Origin of the sequence: Kitasatospora sp. NPDC088264 (assembly GCF_040685715.1) — a bacterium.
Classification (GTDB): domain Bacteria; phylum Actinomycetota; class Actinomycetes; order Streptomycetales; family Streptomycetaceae; genus Kitasatospora.
Window position 1 is genome coordinate 21,670 of sequence record NZ_JBFBIR010000035.1, and the last position, 21,963, is coordinate 43,632.

General features: G+C 74.0%; 2 protein-coding genes. Both read left to right on the forward strand.

The window, feature by feature from the left end:
* Positions 1-65: 65 nt before the first annotated feature.
* The gene (locus AB0O82_RS24745) at positions 66-9,617 is read left to right on the forward strand and encodes an amino acid adenylation domain-containing protein (protein WP_363586129.1); all 9,552 of its coding nucleotides are present in this window, start codon (positions 66-68) and stop codon (positions 9,615-9,617) included.
* The gene (locus tag AB0O82_RS24750; RefSeq protein WP_363586130.1) at positions 9,604-21,963 is read left to right on the forward strand and encodes an amino acid adenylation domain-containing protein; all 12,360 of its coding nucleotides are present in this window, start codon (positions 9,604-9,606) and stop codon (positions 21,961-21,963) included. Before AB0O82_RS24745 ends, AB0O82_RS24750 begins: the two co-directional genes overlap by 14 nt.

Sequence of the window (21,963 nt, forward strand, 5' to 3'; positions counted from 1 at the left end):
CAGGCCGAGGACACCGTGAGTCGCGGTCCCGCAGAGCAATCCCAAGCCGAGGAGGAGGAGTACCGATGGGTGTGGCGCAGGAGCGTTGCCTGGACCAGCTGTTCGCCGAGCAGGCCGCTCGGACGCCGGATCGGACGGCCCTGACGTACCGGGGCGAGTCGCTCAACTACGCCGAACTCGACTCCAGGTCAGATGAGTTGGCACGGCTTCTGGTCGATCGCGGTGCCGCCCCCGAACGGTTCGTGGCGTTGCTGCTGCCGAGGTCGACCGAGATGCTGGTGGCGATCCTCGCGGTGCTCAAGTCCGGTGCGGGCTACCTGCCGATCGATCCCGAGTACCCGGCCGAGCGGATCGCCCACGTGCTGGAGGATGCCCGGCCGGTGCTCACCCTCACCACGACCGAGGTGGGCGAGGGCCTCGCCGGCGTGCCGTCCGACGCCTCCTGGCTGGCCCTCGACGATCCGGGCACGGCCGGGGCGGTGGCTGCGGCCGCGTCGGTGGCCCTGCCGACGGCCGGGCGCAGCCCGGAGAACCCCGCGTACGTCATCTACACCTCGGGCTCCACCGGGCGGCCCAAGGGCGTGGTGATCCCGCACGGCAACGTGGTGCGGCTGTTCGCCTCGACCGCGCACTGGTACGGCTTCGACGAGCGGGACGTGTGGCCGCTCTTCCACTCCTTCGCGTTCGACGTCTCGGTCTGGGAGATCTGGGGCGCACTGCTGCACGGCGGCCGGCTGGTGGTCGTGCCGCAGGAGGTGACCCGCTCGCCCGCCGACTTCCTGCGGCTGCTGGTCGACGAGCAGGTCACGGTGCTGAACCAGACCCCGTCGGCCTTCTACCAGCTGATGCCGGCCGACCGCGCCGAACCGGAGCTGAGCGCCCGGCTGGCCCTGCGCTGGGTGGTCTTCGCCGGGGAGGCGCTGGACCTCGGCAGGCTTGGTGAGTGGTACGAGCGCCACGGCGACACGGCGCCGATCCTGGTCAACATGTACGGGATCACCGAGACCACCGTGCACGCCTCCTTCATCACGCTCGACGCCGAGGGGGCCGCCGCGGACGCCGGCAGCGACATCGGCACGGCCATCCCCGACCTGACCTTCCACGTGCTCGACGCCGGTCTGCGCCCGGTGGCGCCGGGGGCGGCAGGCGAGTTGTACGTGGCCGGCCCCGGGCTCGCCCGGAACTACGCGAACCGGCCCGACCTGACCGCGGCGCGTTTCGTGGCCTGCCCGTTCGGCGGGCAGGGCGTGCGGATGTACCGCTCCGGCGACCTGGTGCGGTTGCGCGCCGACGGCGGTCTGGAGTACCTGCGGCGCGGTGACGACCAGGTGAAGCTACGCGGCTTCCGGATCGAACTCGGGGAGATCGAGGCCGCGTTGGCGCGCGAACCGACCGTCGGTGGGGCCGCGGTGCTGGTCCGTGAGGACCGCCCGGGAGACCGCCGGCTGGTCGCCTACCTGGTGCCCGGCGAGCCGACCGCCCAGGTGCCGCCGCCGTCGCGGCTGCGCGAGCTGTTGACCGACCGGCTGCCCGGCTACATGATCCCGGCGGCCTTCCACGTGATGGAGCGGTTCCCGCTCACCACCAACGGCAAGCTCGACCGCGCGAGCCTGCCGGCGCCGACCCGACAGGACAGTGTGGAGGCGGAGTCCGTCGCACCGCGCGATCCCGTCGAGGAGATGCTGGCCGTGGTCTGGCGCGAGGTGCTGGGGCTGGCCGAGGTCGGGGTCACCGACGACTTCTTCGAACTCGGCGGTGACTCGCTGTCCGCGGTCCGGGCGATCTCCCGGATCAGGGCGGAGCTCGGCTGGGACCTGACCGTCCGGGCGCTGCTCCGGGCGCGGACCATCGCGGAACTGGCGGACGGCCGGGCGGCGTCGGCCGCGGCGGCTCCGATCGAGTCGGTGGCCGGGGACGGCAGGCTGCCGCTCTCCTCCACCCAGCGGCGGTTCTGGTTCTTCCACGAGTTCGATCCGGACAGCGCGGCGTACAACGTGCACGTCGGCCACCGGCTGCGCGGCGCCCTGCGGACGGACGCGCTGCGACGCGCCCTGGTGGAGCTGGTCGAGCGTCACGAGCCACTGCGCACCACGATCTCCACCGAGGACGGGGAGGCCTTCCAGGTGGTCGCCCCGGCACCCGGGGTGGACGTGCCGCTCACCGTGGCCGACCTTTCGACGCTGTCCGCGAGGAAGCGGGCCGAGGAGTTGGAGCGGCTGCTGGCCGAGGAGGCCGACCGGCCGTTCGACCTGCGCACCGGACCGGTGCTGCGGGCGCTGTTGGTCCGCTTGGGCGAGCGTGACCACGTCCTCGTGCTCGGCGTTCACCATCTGGCCACCGACGGCTGGTCGATGGGGCTGATCGCCGACGAGCTGAGCGCCCTGTACACCGCCGCCTGCGAAGGGCGGCCGGCCGCGCTGGAGCCGCTGCGCATCGGCTACGCCGACTACGCGGTCTGGCAGCGGGACCGTGCGGCCGGTGCGGACACGGCGGAGCAGCTCGACTACTGGCGTGACCGCCTGGCCGGACTCACGCCGTTGGAGCTGCCGTTCGACCGGCCGCGCCCGGCCGTGCGCACCTCGGCCGGCGCCGTGCACCGCTTCGGGGTCGACCACAGCGTGGTGACCGGCCTGAAGGCACTGGGCGGGGCGAACGGCGCCACCCTGTTCATGACCCTGGTCGCGGCCTGCCAGGTACTGCTGGCCCGGCTCTCCGGCCAGTCGGACATCGCCGTAGGCACGGCCGTCTCCGGTCGTGACCGGCGCGAACTCGAGCAACTGGTCGGTTCGTTCATCAACACCGTGGTGCTGCGCTCCCAGGTGGACGGGCGGACCGGGTTCCCGGAGCTGCTGGCCCAGGTACGGGAGACCGTGCTCGGTGCCTTCGCCCACCAGGACATCCCGTTCGAGCACCTGGTGGACGAGCTCTGCGAGGAGCGGGACCCGAGCCTCACCCCGCTGGTGCAGGCCATGGTGGTGCTGCAGAACGCCCCGGCCGGAGCCCTCGACCTCGCCGGGATCCGCAGCGAGTGGCTCGACCTGCCGCGCCGGGCGGCGGTGCTCGACCTCACCCTGGAGTTCACCGAGCGGGACGGCGCGCTCGACGTCATGGTCGAGTACAACACCGACCTGTTCGACGCGCGGACCATCGAGCGGATGGCCGACCGGCTGCGGGCGTTGCTCACCGAGCTCGGCACCGACCCCCACCGGCGGATCTTCGAACTCTCGCTGCTGACCGGCCCGGAGCGCGAGCAGTTGCTGTCCGGATGGAACGACACCGCCGCCGACCACGACGTGGTGCGGGGGGTGCACCACCGGTTCGCGGAGCAGGCCTGTCGGGCGCCGTCGGCGATCGCCGTCGGCGCCGGGGAGCGGCTGCTCTCGTACGCCGAGCTGGACGAGCGGGCCAACCGGCTGGCGCACTACCTGGTGGAGCACGGCGTGGCCCGGGGCGTGCCGGTGGTGCTGTCCATGGAGCGGGACCCGCTGCTGCTGGTGGCGATGCTCGGCGTCCTGAAGGCGGGCGGGGTCTACGTGCCGCTCGCCCCCGATCTGCCGGCCGAGCGGGTGCGCCTGGTCGTCGAGGACACCGGGGCTCCGGTGCTGCTCACCACCTCCGCCACCGCCGGGGGGCTTCCGGCGTCGGGGACGCCGGTGGTCGAACTCGACCGCGCCTGGCCGGAGATCGCACGCCGACCGGAGACGGAGCCGGACATCCGGGTGGAGCCGGACGACCTGGCGTACATCGTCTACACCTCCGGCTCCACCGGTGTGCCCAAGGGCGTGATGGTCTCGCACCGCTCGCTCGCCGACCTCTGTGCCTGGCACAACCGGGCGTACCGCGTCGGGCCCGCCGACCGGGCCTGCCAGCTGGCGGGGCTCGGGTTCGACGCGGCGCAGTGGGAGCTCTGGCCCTACCTGACCGCGGGCGCCCGGGTCGACCTGCCGGAGCCGCACGTCCTGGACGACCCGTCCGCCCTGGTGGACTGGTTCACCCGGAGGGGGACGACCGTCTGCTTCCTGCCCGCCCCGCTGGCGGAGGTCCTGCTGGACCAGCCCGCCCTCGCCGGCACCGCCCTGCGCACCGTTCTCACCGGTGGCGACGTGCTGCACCGCCGACCCGCGCCGGGGCTGCCGTTCCGGTTGGTCAACAACTACGGGCCGACCGAGGTCACGGTGGTCGGCACGGCCGGCGAGGTGGCGCCCGGGGAGTCGGACGGCCGACCGCCGGGCATCGGCACGCCGGTCGACAACACCGGCGCCTACGTGCTCGACCCGTACGGGCAGCCCGTCCCGGTGGGCGTGCCCGGCGAACTGCACCTGGCGGGCGCCGGGTTGGCGCGGGGCTACCTCAACCGGCCCGGCCTGACCGCCGAACGCTTCGTCGCCTGCCCGTTCGGTCCGCCCGGCGCGCGGATGTACCGCACTGGCGACCTGGTGCGCCGCCGCCCGGACGGGGCGCTCGACTACCTCGGCCGGATGGACACCCAGGTCAAGGTGCGCGGGTTCCGGATCGAGCTCGGTGAGATCGAGAGCCTGCTCGGCGCCGTGCCCCGGGTCGCGCAGAGCGCGGTCACACTCGCCGCCGACGGCCGTCGGCTGGTCGCGTACGTCACCCCCGAGCCGGGTGCCGACCTGCGGACCGAGGCACTCGCCGCGCACCTTCGGGGGCTGGTGCCCGGGTACATGGTGCCGGACGTCTTCGTGGTCCTCGACCGGATGCCGCTCACCCCCAACGGGAAGGTCGACCGGGGGGCGCTGCCCGCCCCGGAGCCGGCTCCGGCGGGGGAGGTCGAGCCGGTCGAGCCGGTGACCGGGGCCGAGCGTACGCTGGCGGGAATCTGGGCAGAGGTGCTCGGCGCCGGGCAGATCGGCGTTCACGACAACTTCTTCGCCCTCGGCGGCGACTCGATCCTCAGCCTTCAGGTGGTCGCCCGGGCCCGTCAGGCGGGTCTGCGGCTCACCTCCAAGGACGTGTTCCGCCGGCCGACCATCGCCGAGCTGGCGGGTGGGCTGGAGCCGGGACAGCCGGCCGGGGCGTCGCCCGGAACAGGCCGGGTGGAGGGTCCGGCGCCTCTGACGCCGATCCAGGACCTGTTCTTCGAGCACGTCCACAGCGAGGGTGCGGCGGCCTTCAACCAGTTCGTCACCGTCGAACTCGCCGAGGCGCCGTCCGAGTCCGCGCTGCGGACGGCGGTGGCGGCCGTGCTGGACCACCACGACGTCCTGCGGATGCGCTTCGACCGGGCCGACGGGCGCTGGTCGCAGCAGAACGCGGCCGAGGAGCCCGCCGGGCTGCTGCGCACCGTGGACCTCGCCGGGCTCGGGGATGCGGAGGCCGCGACCCTGGTCGACGCCGTGACCGAGGAGGCGCAGCATGCCATGGACCTGGCCCGGGGCCCGCTGCTGCGGGCCGTCCTGTTCACCGCCGGGCGCCGGCCCGCCAGCTTGCTGCTGACGGTGCACCACCTGGTCGTCGACGGGGTGTCCTGGCGGATCCTGCTGGAGGACCTGGAGACGGCGTACCGGCAGGCGCTGGCCGGTGACCCGGTGGACCTCGGCGCGCGCACCGGTTCGTTTCGGGACTGGGCACGGAGGTTCGCCCGGCTGGCGGCAGACGGGCACTTCGACGGCGAACTCGCCCGCTGGAAGCCGGTCTTCGAGCACGCCGAGCACCAACTGCCGCCGGGCGCGGCCGGGCCGAATCTGGTCGCCGGCACCCGGGAGGTGCGGGTCCGACTCGACGCCGCCACCACCGAGGCGCTGCTCAAGGGCGTTCCCGAGGTCTACCGCACCGAGGTGAACGACGTCCTGCTGGCCGCCCTCGCGCCGGTCCTGGCCCGGTGGACCGGTCGGCCGCGTACGGTGATCGCCCTGGAGGGGCACGGGCGTGAGGAGCTCTTCGCCGACCTGGACCTCTCCCGCACGGTCGGCTGGTTCACCTCGTACTTCCCAGTGCTGCTGGACGCCGCCGCCGACGAGGCCGGCCCCGGTGGCCTGCTGAAGTCGGTCAAGGAGCAGCTGCGGGCCGTGCCCGGTCGCGGGCTGGGCTACGGCGCGTTGCGGCGCACCGTCCGGGCGCCGGAGTTGGCGTCCGACCCGCTGCCGCAGTTCGGCTTCAACTACCTCGGCCGTTTCGGCGCCGCCGCGCCCCGAGGGCTGTTCCGGAGCGTCTCCGAGATCGGCCTGTACCAGGACCGTGAGGGCACCCGGCTGCACCTGATCGACGTGGTCGGTGCGGTGCGGGACGGCCGGCTGGAGTTCACCTGGCAGTACGGCGGGCAGGTGCACGACCGGGAGACCGTCGAACGGCTGGCCGCGGAGTACGCCGAGGCGCTCGCCGCGCTCGTCGCGCACTGCGCCGAGCCGGGGGCCGGCGGCCGTACGCCGTCCGACTTCCCGCTGAGCGGGCTGGACCAGGAGGCGCTGGACCGGCTGGTCGGTGACGGCCGGCAGGTCGAGGACGTCTATCCGCTCACCCCGATGCAGAGCGGCATGCTCTTCCACAGCCTGGTGGACGAGCGGCGCGGTCTGTACCTCGAGCAGAACCACTTCGAGCTGTCCGGCGTCCGGCGCCCGGAGCTGCTCGGCCCTGCCTGGCAGCGGGTGGTGGACCGGACGCCGGTGCTGCGCACGGCGCTGCGCTGGGACGGCCTCCCGGAGCCGCTGCAGGTGGTGCACACCCGGGCCCCGCTCGAGGTGGTGCGGCTGGACTGGACGCGGCTGGACGGTGCAGGGCACCGGGCGGCGGTCGAGGTGCGTCTGCGCGAGGACCGCGAGCGCGGGCTCGACTTCGCCGACGCGCCGCTGATGCGCATCGCCGTCGCCGCGCTCGACGACAGCCGGGTCCGGGTGTTCTGGACCTTCCACCACGTCCTGCTGGACGGTTGGAGCGCGGCCCGGCTGCTGGCGGAGGTGCTCGCCGAGTACACCGCCCTGGCCGGGGGCCGGAGCCGGACGCCCGAGCGGCGCCGTCCGTTCCGCGACCATGTCGCCTGGCTGCGCGGACAGGAGCCCGGGGCGGGCGAGGAGTACTGGCGCGGCGTGCTGGCCGACTGGGAGTCGCCGACCCCGTTGCCCTTCGACCGGCCGCCGGCGGTGGGCCACCGGAGCGCCTCCTCGGCCGAGGTGGCGCTCGAACTGCCGGCTGAGCTGTCCGAGCGGCTGTACGGCGTGGCGCGTGAGGTCAGGGTGACGCTGAACACCGTGCTGCAGGGGGTCTGGGCGCTGCTCCTGGTCCGCTACAGCGGTGAGGCGAAGGTCTGCTTCGGCGCCACGGCGTCCGGCCGGTCCGCCGAGCTGGACGGCGTGGACGACATGATCGGCCTGTTCATCAACACCCTCCCGGTCAGCGTCCTGGTCGACCCTGGCGCCGAACTGGCCGACTGGCTGAGGCAGTTGCAGGAAGGACAGGCCCAGGCCCGGCAGTACGAGCAGGTGCCGCTGGCCCGGCTGAAGCAGTGGGTGGCGCCGCACAGCGACGCGGAGCTGTTCGGCAGTGTGGTGATCTTCGAGAACTACCCGGTGGACGACCGGCTGGCGGCCGACTTCGGCCTGGAGCTCGGCGGCATCAAGGCGCGCAGCGGCACCAACTTTCCGCTGAACCTGGTCGCCTACGCCGAGGAGCGGCTCTCGCTGCTGCTGCACTACGACCCCGAGTGCTTCGACGCGGCCACGGTCGAGCGGATGGCCGGGCATCTGGAGGTGCTGCTCGCGGCCGTCGCCGAGGACCCGCACCGGGCGCTCGGCCGGCTGCCGGTGCTCACCGCCGCCGAGCGGCACCGCCTCGGGCAGGAGTGGAGCGGCACCACCACCGCCGATCCGCTCGACCGGAGGGTGGAACAGGTGATCGCCGAGCTGGCGCGGCGGCAGCCCGACGCCGCCGCGATGGTGGCCGGGGACACCGTCGTCGGCTACGCCGAACTCGACCGGCGGGCGAACCGGCTCGGCCACCACCTGGCCGCGCTGGGAGTGGCCCGGGGCGACGTGGTGGGGATCGCGCTGGATCGCGGGGTGGACGCCGTGGCGGCCATCCTCGGCGTGCTGAAGGCCGGGGCCGGCTACCTGCCGCTCGACCCCGACTTCCCGCCGGAGCGACTGAACGCCATGCTGGCCGAAGCCGGCCCGCGGGTGCTGCTGACCCGGCGCGACCTGGCCGACGGGTTCGCCCGGCCCGGCATGGTCGTGGTGTGCCCGGAGGAGGAGGACGCGGCGATCTCGGCCCGGCCGGACACCGCACCGGAGGCCGGGGCGGGCCCGCGCGACCTCGCCTACCTGATGTTCACCTCGGGCTCCACCGGCCGCCCCAAGGGCGTGATGATCGAGCACCGTTCGCTGTACAACATCGTCCTGGCGGCCGGCCGGGCCTACGGGCTCGGCCCCGGGAGCAGGGTCCTGCAGTTCTACACGCTCAGTTTCGACGGCGGCGTCTGGGACGTCTTCAAGACCCTGGTGGCGGGGGCGACCCTGGTCCTGGCCCGGCCCGACGCGGTGCAGAGCCCGGAGGTGCTGCAGCGGCAGCTGCGCGAGGACCGGATCACCGCCCTGACCGTGCCGCCGGCCCTGCTCCCCGCGCTGGACCCGGGCGCGCTGCCGGACCTGGCCGTGCTGGGCGTGGCCGGTGACGTCCTGCCGCCCCAGCTCGCCGAGGAGTGGTCGCACGGCCGACGCCTGTTCAACATCTACGGCCCGACCGAGACCGCGATGGCGGTCGCCATGTTCCCGGTCGAGCCGGGCGCCGGGCACCGCACCGTCCCGCTCGGCACGCCCGCGCCCAACGTCAGGGCGTACGTCCTGGACGCCCGTCTCTCGCTGGTGCCCGTGAGCGTCATCGGCGAGCTGTACATCGGCGGGGTCGCGTTGGCGCGGGGCTACCTCGACCAGCCCGCGCTGACCGCCGGACGGTTCGTCGCCGACCCGTTCGGCCCACCCGGAGCCCGGCTGTACCGCACCGGCGACCTGGTGCGCTGGAACGCCGACGGGCGGCTGGAGTTCGCCGGCCGGGCGGACCAGCAGGTGAAGATCCGCGGGTTCCGGATCGAGCCGGCCGAGGTGGAGAACGCGCTGCTCGGCCTGGACGGCGTCGGCGAGGCCGTGGTGGTCGCCCGTGCAGAGGAGTCCGGGCACAAGCGCCTGGTCGCCTACGTGGTGCCCGTGCCCGACCGGCCGGCGCCGGACGCCGCGCGGTTGCGCCGGGCGGCTGCCGCCGTCCTGCCGGGCCACCTGGTGCCTTCGGCCTTCGTGGTTCTGACGGCCCTGCCGCTGAACCCCACCGGCAAGGTCGACCGCCGGGCGCTGCCTGCGCCGACCCGCCAGGACACCGTGGCGGTCGGCTACCTGGCGCCGCGCACTCCGACCGAGGAGGCGCTGGCCCGGATCTGGGCCGAGGTGCTCGACGCCGAGCGCATCGGGGTCGAGGACGACTTCTTCGACCTCGGCGGGGACTCCATCACCAGCCTGCGCCTCATGTCGCGGATGGCGGGAGTGTTCGGTGTCGAGCTCTCGCCCGCGGACTTCTTCGACCGGCCGACGGTGGCCGCCCTCGCGGACGTCCTGGAGGAAAAGATCTTGATCAGCCTGGAAGAAGCAGTCGGAGGCGGTACGCATGGCAGGGCATGACCGGAAGGGCACCGTGGACGGCACCGCCTCGAGGGAGGCCCGGATCGCCGCGCTGCCGGCCCACCTCCAGGAGCTGCTGCGCGGCCGGCTGATGGGCCAGGCGCTCGACGACTGGGAGCAGGACCGGATCACCCGGGTCTCCCGGGAGGGCGGCTCACCGCTCTCCTCGGCCCAGCAGCGGCTCTGGTACCTGCACGAGATCGACCCGGAGAGCATCGAGTACAACACCCTGCGGGCGCTGCGGCTGACGGGCGCGCTCGACGTGCCGGCGCTGCACACCGCGCTGAACCGTCTGGTGCGACGGCACGAGTCGCTGCGCACGGTCTTCGACGCGGTGGACGGGATCGGCCTGCAGCACGTCCGGCCGGCCGAGGAGGTGCCGCTGCCGGTGACCGATCTCGCCGCCCTGCCCGCCGAGGAGCGGGCGGCCGCCGTCCGGGCCGGGCTGCTGGATGAGGCGAGGCGCCCCTTCGACCTGCGCACCGGCCCGGTGTTCCGGACTCGCCTGCTGCGACTGGACGAGCGCGAGCACGTCCTGGTGCTGAGCATGCACCACATCGTCACCGACGGCTGGTCGCTTGGCGTCCTGGTCGGCGACCTGGCCGCGCTGTACTCCGCCGAGACCGACAGTCGGCCGGCCGAGCTACCCGAACTCGCCGTCCAGTACGTCGACTTCGCCGCCTGGCAGCGGGACCGGGCGGCCGGTACGGAACTGGGCGGTCAGCTGGAGTACTGGCGGGAGCGGCTGGACGGCCTCGCCCCGCTCGACCTGCCGACCGACCGTCCTCGGCCGCCCGTGCGCAGCGGTGCCGGCCGGCTCCACGAGTTCGAGGTGCCCGCCGAGCTGACCGCCCGGCTGCGCGAGGTGGGCCGGAGCGGTGGCGCCACCCTGTTCATGACCCTGGTCGCCTCGGTCCATCTGCTGCTGTCCCGCTGGACCGGGGGACCCGACGTCGCGGTGGCGACCGCGGTCTCCGGCCGGGCCCGGACGGAGACCGAGCAACTGGTCGGCTTCTTCGTCAACAACCTGGTGCTGCGCGGCCGGATCGACGAGGACCTGCCGTTCACCGAACTGCTGGACTCGGTACGGACGACCGTGCTGGCCGCGCTCGCGAACCAGGAGATCCCGTTCCAGCAGGTCGTCGAGGTGCTCCGGCCGGAGCGCGACTCCAGCCGGCCGCCGCTGGCCGAGGTGGCGGTCAACCTGCACAACACCCCCGAGCCCGCGGGGGCGCCCGCGGGCCTGCGGATCGAGGACGTCGATCCGCCGGTGGTCACCAGCAGCATGGACCTCTCCTTCGACTTCTTCGAGCGGTCGGGCGCGCTGACCGGCTACCTCGGATACAACACCGACCTGTTCACGGCACGGACCGTGGAACGGATCGCCGGCCACCTGGTGACCCTGCTCACCTCGATCGCGCGGACGCCCGGCGAGCCGATCGCCGGGCTGTCGATGCTCGGCCCGGACGAGTGGCACCGGCTCACCGAGGAATGGAGCGGCACGGGGCAGGGGCGCGAGCCCCGGACCGTACCGGAGCTCTTCGCGGCCCAGCTCGCCCGCGACCCGTCCGCGCCGGCCCTGATCTGCGGCGACGAGACCCTCGACTACCGTGGACTCGACGGGCGGGCCAACCGCTTGGCGCACCTGCTGATCGCCCACGGCGCCGGCCCGGAGAAGCTGGTGGCGATCGGCCTGCCCCGGTCGGTGGCGGCCGTCGTCGCGATCCTGGCCGTCCTGAAGAGCGGCGCCGCGTACCTGCCGCTGGACCTCGACCACCCCGAGGAGCGGCTGCGCCTGGTCCTCGGCGACGCCGCGCCCGTCCTGCTGGTGACCGAGGCCGCCACCGCGGACCGGCTCCCGACGGCGGCGGCGGTGATCGCCCTGGACGCGCCGCGGACGACCGCCGAGATCGCCGCGCTCCCGGATACCGCGCCCGAGCCGGCCGGGGCACTGCTCCCGGCGCACCCCGCGTACGTCATCTACACCTCGGGATCGACCGGGCGCCCGAAGGGCGTGGTGGTCACCCACGCGGGCGTCCACGGCCTGGTGGCCGGCCAGTCCGCCCGCTTCGGCACCGTACCGGGCTCGCGAGTGCTGCAGTTCGCCTCGCCGGGCTTCGACGCCGCCTTCTCCGAGATCGGCATGGCCCTGCTCTCCGGCGGCGCCCTGGTGGTCGCCGGAAAGGACGAGATGGTGCCCGGCGAACCGCTGGCCACGCTCATCGCCCGGGACCGGGTCACCCACGTCACCCTGCCGCCGAGCGCCCTGACGGCGCTCCCGGCGGAGCGGATCCCCGCCGAGCTGACGCTGATCGTCGCCGGCGAGGCGTGCCCGCCCGCGCTGGCCGCCACCTGGTCGGCCGGGCGCCGGATGATCAACGCGTACGGGCCGACCGAGTCGACCGTCTGCGCGACGTTCAGCGACCCGCTGGACCCGGCCGCCCTCGGCGACGGCCCCGTGCCCATCGGCCGCCCGCTGCCCGGTGTCCGCGTGCGCGTGCTGGACGGCCGGCTCCGCCCGGTGCCGGCCGGCGCCCCCGGCGAGGTCTACCTGGCCGGGCACGCTCTGGCCCGCGGCTACCTGGGCCGGCCCGGCCTGACCGCCGAACGCTTCGTCGCCGACCCGTACGGTGCGTCCGGTACCCGGATGTACCGCACCGGGGACCGCGCCCGGTGGCTGCCGGACGGCACGCTCGACTACCTGAGCCGGGGCGACGAGCAGGTCAAACTCAGGGGGTTCCGGATCGAGCTCGGCGAGGTCGAGGCCGTGCTCGCCCGGCATCCTGCGGTGACGTCCGTCGCGGCGGCCGTCAAGCAGGACGAGCGCGGTACCCGCCGGCTGGTCGCCTACCTGGTCGTCGAGGCCGACGGTCCCGACGCGGCGCGGCTGCGCGCCCACGCCCGCGAGCAGCTGCCCGAGTACATGGTCCCGGCGGCGTTCGTCCTGATGGACCGCCTGCCGCTGAACGTCAACGGCAAGGTCGACCGCCGGGCCCTGCCCGATCCGGACCTGCGCCGTGACCCGGCCGCCGCGGCCCGGGTCGCGCCCCGCAACGCGGTCGAGGAGACGCTCGCGCGAATCTGGCAGGAGCTGCTCGGGGTCGAGGAGATCGGCGTCGAGGACAACTTCTTCGACCACGGCGGCGACTCCATCCTCAGCCTTCAGGTGGTCGCCCGCGCCCGCGAGGCGGGCCTGCGGATCACCGCCCGGCAGACCTTCCTGCGCCAGACCATCGCCGAACTCGCCGCCGAGGCGGCCGGGGACGGGCGGCCCGAAGCCGCGGCGCGGCGCGGCCCGGTGAGCGGCGAGGTGCCGCTGACCCCGATCCACCACTGGTTCTTCGAGCACCTCGAGGACAGTCTCGACCGGTTCAACCAGGCGGTGTTCCTCGAACTGCCGGCCGACGGCACCGACGAGGCGGCGCTCCGCTCGGCGCTCGTCGCGCTGGTCGAGCACCACGACGCCCTCCGGCTGAGGGCCGGTCGGACCGACGGGCGGTGGCGGCTGCACCATGCGGCCGACGGCGGCGAGGACTTCGAGCGGGTCGACCTCGCGGGCCTGGAGCCGGAGCAGCAGGAGGCCGCCGTCCGGGAGCTCGTCGAGCGGACGCAGACCGGGTTCGCCCTGGCGGAGGCGCCACTGCTGCGCGCCCGGCTCCTCGGGCTCGGCGAGGGCCGTCGGCCGCGGCTGCTGCTGGTCGTCCACCACCTGGCGGTCGACGCGCTGTCCTGGCAGATCCTGCTCGCCGATCTGGAGACCGGCTACCGGCAGGCCCGCCGGGGCGAGCCGATCGTCCTGCCGCCGCGGAGCACATCCTTCCAGGAGTGGGCCACCCGGCTCGGGGAGCACACCCGCGCCGGCGGCTTCGCCGACCAACCGGAGCACTGGGCCGGGGTGGAGACGGCCGTCGCCGCCGCGTCCCCGCTTCCCGTCGACCACGCCGGAGCGAACACCGCGGGGTCGGTGCGCACCGTCTCGGTACGACTGGACGCCGAACGCACCGACGCGCTGCTGCGCAAGGTGCCGGCCGTCTACCGGACCCAGGTCAACGACGTCCTGCTCAGCGCGCTGTGGCGGGCGGTCTCCGACTGGACCGGAGACGGTACCGTGGCGGTCGCGCTGGAGGGCCACGGCCGCGAGAACCTGTTCGCCGACGTCGACCTCTCCCGGACGGTCGGCTGGTTCACCACGCTGTTCCCCGCCGTGTTGACCGCCCCGGTCGGAGCGGGCTGGGGCGAGGTGCTGAAGGCCGTCAAGGAGCAGCTGCGCGCCGTGCCGTCCAACGGCCTCGGCTACGGCGCCCTGCGCCGCCTGGGCGGGACGGACGGCGGTGCGACGGCCACCGAGCCGGGGGTCAGCTTCAACTACCTGGGCCGGCTCGACGCGGGGACGGCGCAGTCCGAGCTCTTCCTCGGCCGGCTGCCCGTCGAGGGGCACGAGCGCAGCGCGGGCCAGGCCCGCCACCAACTGCTGGAGGTCAACGGCTGGGTCGCGAACGGGCGGTTGGAGTTCCACTGGGCGTACTCGGGTGAGCTGCACGACGAGGGGACGGTGCGGAGGGTGGCCGACGCCTTCCTGGCCGCGTTGGGGGAGATCGTCGAGCACTGCGCCACCCCGGGCGCGGGCGGCTGCACCCCCTCGGACTTCCCGCTCGCCGCACTCGACCAGGCCACCGTGGACCGGTTGGCCGGTGACGGCCGCTCGGTCGAGGACATCTACCCGCTCACCGCGACCCAGAGCGGCATGCTCTTCCACGCGCTCTCCGAGGCCGGCCGGGACATGTACACCGGACACTTCGGCGTCCGGCTCGGCGGGGTCGGGGACGTGGCGGCGCTGGCCCGGGCCTGGCAGCGGGTCGTGGACCGAACCCCGGTGCTGCGCACGGCCGTGGTCTGGCAGGACGTCGCCGAGCCGCTACAGGTGGTGCACGCCGACGTCCGGGTGCCCGTCGACCAGCTCGATCTGCGGGCGCTGCCCGAGGCGGAGCGGTCGGCCGAGCTAGAGCGGCTGTGGGCCGAGCGGACGGGGCGGAGCCTCGACCTCGTCAGTGCACCGCTGATCCGGGTGGCTGTCGTCCGGCTCTCCGGCGATGAGGTGGAGGTGTTCTGGTCGACCCACCACATGATGCTGGACGGCTGGAGCTTCGCCGGGGTGCTGTCCGACGTCTTCCGGGAGTACTCCCTGCTCACCGGTGGTCCGGCCGGTGCCGCCACGGTGCGCCGCCCGTACCGTGACTACGTGCAGTGGCTGGCCGGGCAGGACGATGCCGAGGCCGAACGGTACTGGCGCGGCGCGCTGGACGGGTTCACCGTGCCCACTCCGCTGCTCTTCGACCGCCAGCCGGTGCGGGCGCACGACACCCGCTCCTCCCGCGAGGAGAGGATCTGCCTCGGCCCGGAGCGCTCCGCCCGGCTGTACGAGGCGGCCCGGGCCGCCCGGCTGACCGTCAACACGCTGGTCCAGGGAGCCTGGGCCGTCCTGCTCGCGCGCTACAGCGGCGAGACCGAGGTGTGCTTCGGCGCCACGGTCTCCGGCCGCCCGTCGACCCTGCCGGGCGCGGACGCCATGGTCGGGCTGTTCATCAACACCGTGCCGGTCCGGGTCGCGGTCGACGGCACCGCTGAGGCCGCCGAGTGGCTGCGCGGCCTGCAGGCGGCCCAGGTGGAGGCGCGCCAGTACGAGCACGTGGACCTGGCCCGCGTCCAGCGCTGGAGCGGCAGCCCGAACGGCCTCTTCGACAGCATCGTGGTCTTCGAGAACTACCCGTACGACGAGGCGGAGGCGGCCAGGTCGGGGCTGCGGGTGGGCGCGTACCGGGGCGACGAGCACACCAACTACGCGCTGACCCTCACCGCCCACGCGGGCGAGGAGTTCCAGCTGGCGATCGGCTACGACCCGGCGCTCTTCGACCCCGACACCGTCGCCCGGATGACAGGGCACCTCACCACCCTGCTCGACGCGCTCGCCGCGGCGCCGCACACCGCGGTCGGTGAGCTGCCCGTGCTCACCGAGGCCGAGCGTCGGCGGCTGCTGGTGGAGTGGAACGACACCGCGACCCACCTGCCGAGGCCGCGCACCGTACCCGAGCTGTTCACCGAACAGGCCGCCCGCACGCCGGACGGGATTGCGGTGTCCGACCAGGACGAGCGCCTGACGTATCGTCAACTTGACGTGAGGGCGAACCAGTTGGCGCACCACCTGATCGGCCTCGGAGTGGCTCCGGGCGTGCTGGTGGGCGTCTGCGTCGCGCGCGGCGTGAACGCGGTGGTCGCACTCCTCGCGGTGCAGAAGGCCGGCGGCGCGTTCGTCCCGTTGGACCCGGAGTACCCGGCGCAGCGGCTGAGCCAGATGCTCGCGGACTCCGACGTCCCGGTGGTCGTCACCGAGGAGCGGCTGCTCGACCGGGTCGCCCGGCACCAGGCGCGGACGGTCTGCCTGGACCACGACCGGCAGGTGCTGGCGAGCCTGCCCGAGACGGCGCCGGTGAGCGGGGTGACCCCGGGCGACCTCGCCTACGTGATCTACACGTCCGGCACCACGGGCCGGCCCAAGGGCGTGATGGTCGAGCACCGGCACGTCTACCACATGGTGAACGGCTGGGACGCCCGCTACGGTCTGACCGCGCTCCGGCCTCGGGTGCTCTCGGTCTCCAGCCTCTCGGTTGACCTCTTCTTCGCGGACTTCCTGCTGGCCACCCTGTTCGGCGGCACGATGACGGTCTGCCCCTCGAAGTCGGTGAGCGACCCGGTCGCGCTGGCCGATCTGCTGCTGGCCGACCGGTCCGAGCTCATGATCACGGTGCCGACCCTGGCGCGCGCCCTGGTTGCCGAGCTGGGCTGGCGCGGGGTCAGGCCGGAGGCGCTGAAGGTGCTGATGGTCGGCTCCGAGGGCTGGCCCGCGGACGCGGCCGCGGAGGTGCTGACCGGGCTCGCCCCCGGCACCGTCGTGGTCAACGCCTACGGCTCCACCGAGACCACGGTCGACTCCACGGTGTTCCAGCTCGGCGGTGACCCGCTGGGCGACACGGCCTTCGTGCCGATCGGACGCCCGCTCGCCAACACCCGGATCTACGTGCTGGACCGGGACCTGCGGCCGGTGCCGACCGGGGTGGTGGGCGAGTGCTGGATCGCCGGTGACGGTGTCTCCCGGGGCTACCTGAACCGCCCCGAGCTGACCGCCGAGCGCTTTCGTGACGATCCCTTCGTCCCGGCGCACGGCGCCCGGATGTACCGGACCGGCGACCTCGTCCGCCGCCGGGCGGACGGCAACCTCGAGTGCCTCGGCCGGGCCGACGACCAGGTGAAAATCCGTGGCTTCCGGGTGGAGCTCGGCGAGGTCGAGGCAGCCCTGGCCCGCCACCCCGGCGTGCACTCCGCCGCCGCGGCGGTCCGCAAGGACGACACCGGCCCCGGCCGCCTGGTCGGGTACGTCGTAGCCGCCGGAGGGCCGGTGCCCGAGCCCGCGGAGTTCCGGGCCTTTCTCGCCGAGAGCCTGCCGGTCGCGGCCGTGCCCACCGCCTACGTGGTGCTGGACGCCCTGCCGATGACCCCCAGCGGCACGGTCGACCGGCGGGCCTTGCCCTCCCCGGCCGCCCCGGACGCCGCCGACCTCCCGTACACGGCGCCGCGGACCGACACCGAACGGCTGCTGGCCGGGATCTGGGCGGAGGTGCTCGGCGTCGCCAGGGTCGGCGTCGAGGACGGCTTCTTCGAGCTCGGCGGGGACTCCATCCTGAGCATCCGGGTGATCTCCCGCATCCGGGCCGCCCTCGGGCTCGCGGTGTCGCCACGCCAACTGTTCGACACGCCCACCGTCGCCGGACTGGCCGCCTGGCTCGACCAGGAGACCGTCGCGGAATCGGCCGGCCCGGTGCCGGTCGACCGAGGCGGCCCCCTGCCACTCTCCTCCGCCCAGCAGCGGCTGTGGTTCCTGCACGACTTCGCACCGGAAGGCACCGAGTACAACACCGCGCTCGGGCTGCGGCTGGACGGCGAGCTGGACGTGGACGCGCTGCGCACGGCGCTCGCCGCCCTGGTCGCCAGGCACGAGCCGCTGCGCACCGTCTACCGCACCGTGGACGGCCGGGGGGTCCAGCTGGTCCGGCCCGCCGAACAGCCCGAACTCCTGCTGTTCGAGCCGGGCGAGGCGGCCGCGGGCGACGCCGAGGCCGCCGCGCAGGAGTGGTTGCGCCGATGGATCGGGCAGCCGTTCGATCTGCGCGGCGGCCCGGTGATGCGGGCCGCGCTGGCCCGGTCCGGTCCGAACCGGCACCTGCTCGCGCTGGTCATCCACCACATCGCCACCGACGGCTGGTCGATGGACGTCCTGGCCCGCGACCTCGGAGCCTGCTACATCGCCGCGACGGACGGGACCGCCGCAGTCCTCCCGCCGCTGCCGGTGCAGTACGCCGACTACGCGGCCTGGCAGCGGGAGCGGCTGGACACCCCGGAGCAGCACCGCCACCTGGAGTACTGGCGGGACCGGCTGGCCGGCCTCGCCCCGTTGGAGCTGCCCACGGACCGGCCGCGTCCGGCCGTCCGGGAGACGGCGGGGGAACTGCTCGCCCTCGACGTCCCCGAGTCGCTGGCGGACCGGCTCCGGGCCGTGGCCCAGCAGCAGGGCGCCACCCTGTTCATGGCCCTGGTCGCCGCCGTCCAGGTGTTGCTGTCCCGGTACTCGGGGACGCGGGACGTCGCCGTCGGCACCCCGACCTCCGGCCGTGGTCGCCCCGAACTGGAGGACATGGTCGGGTTCTTCGTCAACACGGTGGTGCTGCGGACGACCGTCGACGAGTCGCTGTCCTTCGCGCAACTGCTCGGCCAGGTGCGGGAGACCGTCCTGGAGGCCTTCGTCCACGAGGAGGCGCCCTTCGATCAGCTGGTCGAGACGTTGCGGCCGGAGCGCGACCCCAGCCGCAACGCCCTGGTCGAGGTCATGGTCGGTCTGGAGGCCGACCGCTCGGGCGAGATCCGGTGGCCCGGCATCCAGGTCGAGCCGACCCCACTCGTCAGTTCCGAGGTCAGCCACGACCTGAGCTTCAACTTCTACGAGCAGCAGGGGCGGCTGAAGGCGGCGATCGGCTACAGCACGGCCCTGTTCGACCCCGGCACCGTCGCGGCGATGGCCGAGCACCTGGGCGTGCTGCTGACCGGCGTGGTCACCGGCCACCGCCGCCTGGCGGACCTGCCGATGCTCGCCGGGGGAGCCTCCGGCCCGGCGCTGCCCGGCCCCGAGCTGCGCGGGCCCGGTGTCGGCGTGGTCGAGGGCTTCGAGCGGCAGGCCGCCGAGACCCCCGGGCTGACTGCCTTGGTCGGCCCCGACGGGGCGCTGACCTTCGCCGAGGCCAACGCCCGGGCGAACCGGCTGGCACGCCTGCTGATCGCGCGGGGCGTCGGCCCCGAGCGGCTGGTCGCGGTGGCCGGCACCCGGGCCGCGAGCACTGTCGTGTCGGTGCTCGCGGTGCTGAAGGCCGGTGCCGCGTACCTCCCCGTCGATCCCGAACTTCCTGCCGAGCGGGTCGGGTTCATGGCGGAAGACGCGAATCCGATGCTGGTCATCGGTGAATTGCAAGGTATGACAAAGGAGTTGCCGGTACTCAATCTGGAGGACCCGTCCGTTCTGGCCGAGTTGTCGGCGCTGTCCGCCGAGGACCCGACGGATACGGACCGCTCGGAGCCGCTGCGCCCCGAGCACCCGGCCTACCTCATCTTCACCTCCGGTTCCACCGGGCGGCCGAAGGGCGTGCTGGTCGAGCACCGGAACCTGGCCAACCTCCTGCTCGACCACCGGGAGCGGCTGTTCGGCCCGACCGTCGGGCTGAGGTCCGCGCTCACCACCACGTTCTCCTTCGACAGCTCGCTGGTCGGTCTGCTGCTGTTGGCCTGCGGCGGTGAGCTCCACGTCGTGGACGAGGCCGTACGGCGGGACCCGGAGGCGCTGGTCGCGTACGTCGCCGAGCATCGCATCGACCACCTGGAACTCACCCCGACCTTCGCCGAACAGCTGATCGCGGCCGGGCTGTTGGCCGGTTCGGGGCACCGGCCGCGACTGGTCCTGCTCGGCGGCGAGGCGGTCGGCGACCGGCTGTGGCGCCGGCTGGCCGAGGCCGACGGCGTCACGGCCCACAACTGCTACGGCCCCACCGAGTGCACGGTGGACAGCCTGCACGCGCCGGTCGTCCCCGGCCGCCCCGTCATCGGCCGCCCCGGTGCCAACACCGGGGCGTACCTGCTCGACCCGTACCTGCGGCCCGTCCCGGCCGGCCTGCCGGGCGAGCTCTACCTGGCGGGCCGCCAGCTCGCCCGGGGCTACCTGAACCGGGCCGCGCTCACCGCCGAGCGTTTCGTCGCCGACCCGTTCGGTGCCCCCGGCGACCGGATGTACCGCACCGGTGACCTCGCCCGGCGGCGGGCGGACGGCTCGGTGGAGTTCCTCGGCCGGAGCGACGACCAGGTCAAGCTGCGCGGCTACCGGATCGAACTCGGCGAGATCGGGGCGCTGTTGCAGGGGCACCCGGCGGTGGCCGCCGCCGTCGCGGTCGTGCGGCCCGGCCCGGTCGGCCTGCCTCAGCTGGTGGCCTACGCCACCGGGGCCGGGGTCGGGGCCAGCATGCCCGACCCCGCCGAACTGCGGGCGCTCGCACGGAAGTCGCTGCCGCACTACATGGTCCCCGCGACCGTCGTGGTGCTGGACGAGATGCCGCTGACACCCAGTGGCAAGGTGGATCTGCGGGCGCTGCCCGCGCCCGGGCCGGCCGAGATCCCGGAGGGCGAGTACACGGCCCCGCGCAGCGACACCGAGCGGACCCTCGTGGAGCTCTGGGCGGACGTCCTCGGCCTCGAGCGGGTCGGCGTGACCGACAACTTCTTCGAGTCGGGCGGCGACTCCATCCTGAGCATCCAGCTGGTCCACCGGATCAGGCGGGCGGGACTGCGGGTGGTCTCCCGGGACCTCTTCCTGAACCCGACGATTGCCCAACTGGCCACGGTGGTCGTCCCCGAGACGGCCGCCGAGCCGGACCAGCACGAGCCGTCGGCGGGCGACGTGCCGCTGACGCCGATCCAGGCCGCCTTCCTGGGCGCCGACCCGGTGGCCCCGCACCACTTCACCCAGTCGGTACTGATCGAGCTGGTCGACGGGGTGGACGAGCAGGCCCTGCGCGGCGCCCTGGCCGAACTGCCCGCCCGGCACGACTCGCTGCGCCTTCGCTACCGGCGCACCGGTGAGGGATGGCGGCAGTACACGGTCGACGTCGGAGTCGTCGACCTCTTGCAGCGGCACGACCTGTCGGACCGTCTGGAGCCGGACCAGCTCGCGGAGATGGACCGGCTGGCCGGTGAAACGGACGCCGCACTGGACCTGGAGGCCGGGCCGCTGCTGCGGGCCCTGCTGTTCGACCTCGGCGCGGGCCGTCGGCCGCGGCTGTTCCTCACCGCCCACCACCTGGTGGTGGACGCGGTCTCCTGGCGCATCCTGCTGGACGACCTGCAGACCGCCTACGAGTGCGCGCGGACCGGTGGGCCGGGCCGGCCCACGCCGCGCAGCGCCTCCTTCCGCCGCTGGGCGGAGCGTCTGCGGCAGCACGCCGTGGACGGCGGCTTCGACCACGAGGCGCCGTACTGGGCGGCCGTCCCGCCGGCTGCCGACCTTCCCCGGGACGGCGACGGGCCGAACCTGGGAGGCTTCGTCGACGCCGTGACGGTGGCCCTGGAGCCGGCGGAGACCGCGCGGTTCCAGCGCGCGGTCGGGAGGCTGCGCACCTCACCCCGCGATCTGCTCCTCGCCGCCCTGGCCCGCACCATCGGCGGGTGGACCGGTGAGCGCCAGGTGCTGATCGACCTGGAGGGGCACGGCCGCGAGGAGATCTTCGACGGCCTCGAACTCTCCCGTACCGTCGGCTGGTTCACCACGCTCTACCCGGTCGCGCTGGAGCTCCCCGAGCAGGACGGTGACTGGCCGGCCCTGGCCCGGTACGTCCGGCGCCAGGTGCGCGCGGTGCCCGGCAACGGCCTGGGCCACGGCGCCCTGCGACACCTGAAGGAGTCGACCGGCCCGGCCCCCGCCACCGCGCAGGTGGTGTTCAACTACCACGGCCAGGCCGACCCGGTGGGCGGGGGCGGCGACGGCGTGCTCTACCACGCCTTCCACTCCTCGATCGGCCGGGACCGCAGCCCGGACGCCGAGATCGACCACCTGCTCGAGGTGGTCGGCGCGGTGAGCGAGGGGAGCCTGCGACTCAGCTGGTACTACTCCCGGAACGTGCACCACAGGGAGACCGTGGAACGGCTCGCCCAGGACCTGCTGGCCGCCCTGCGGTCGATGGCCGGGCACGCGGCGGGGCGGTGA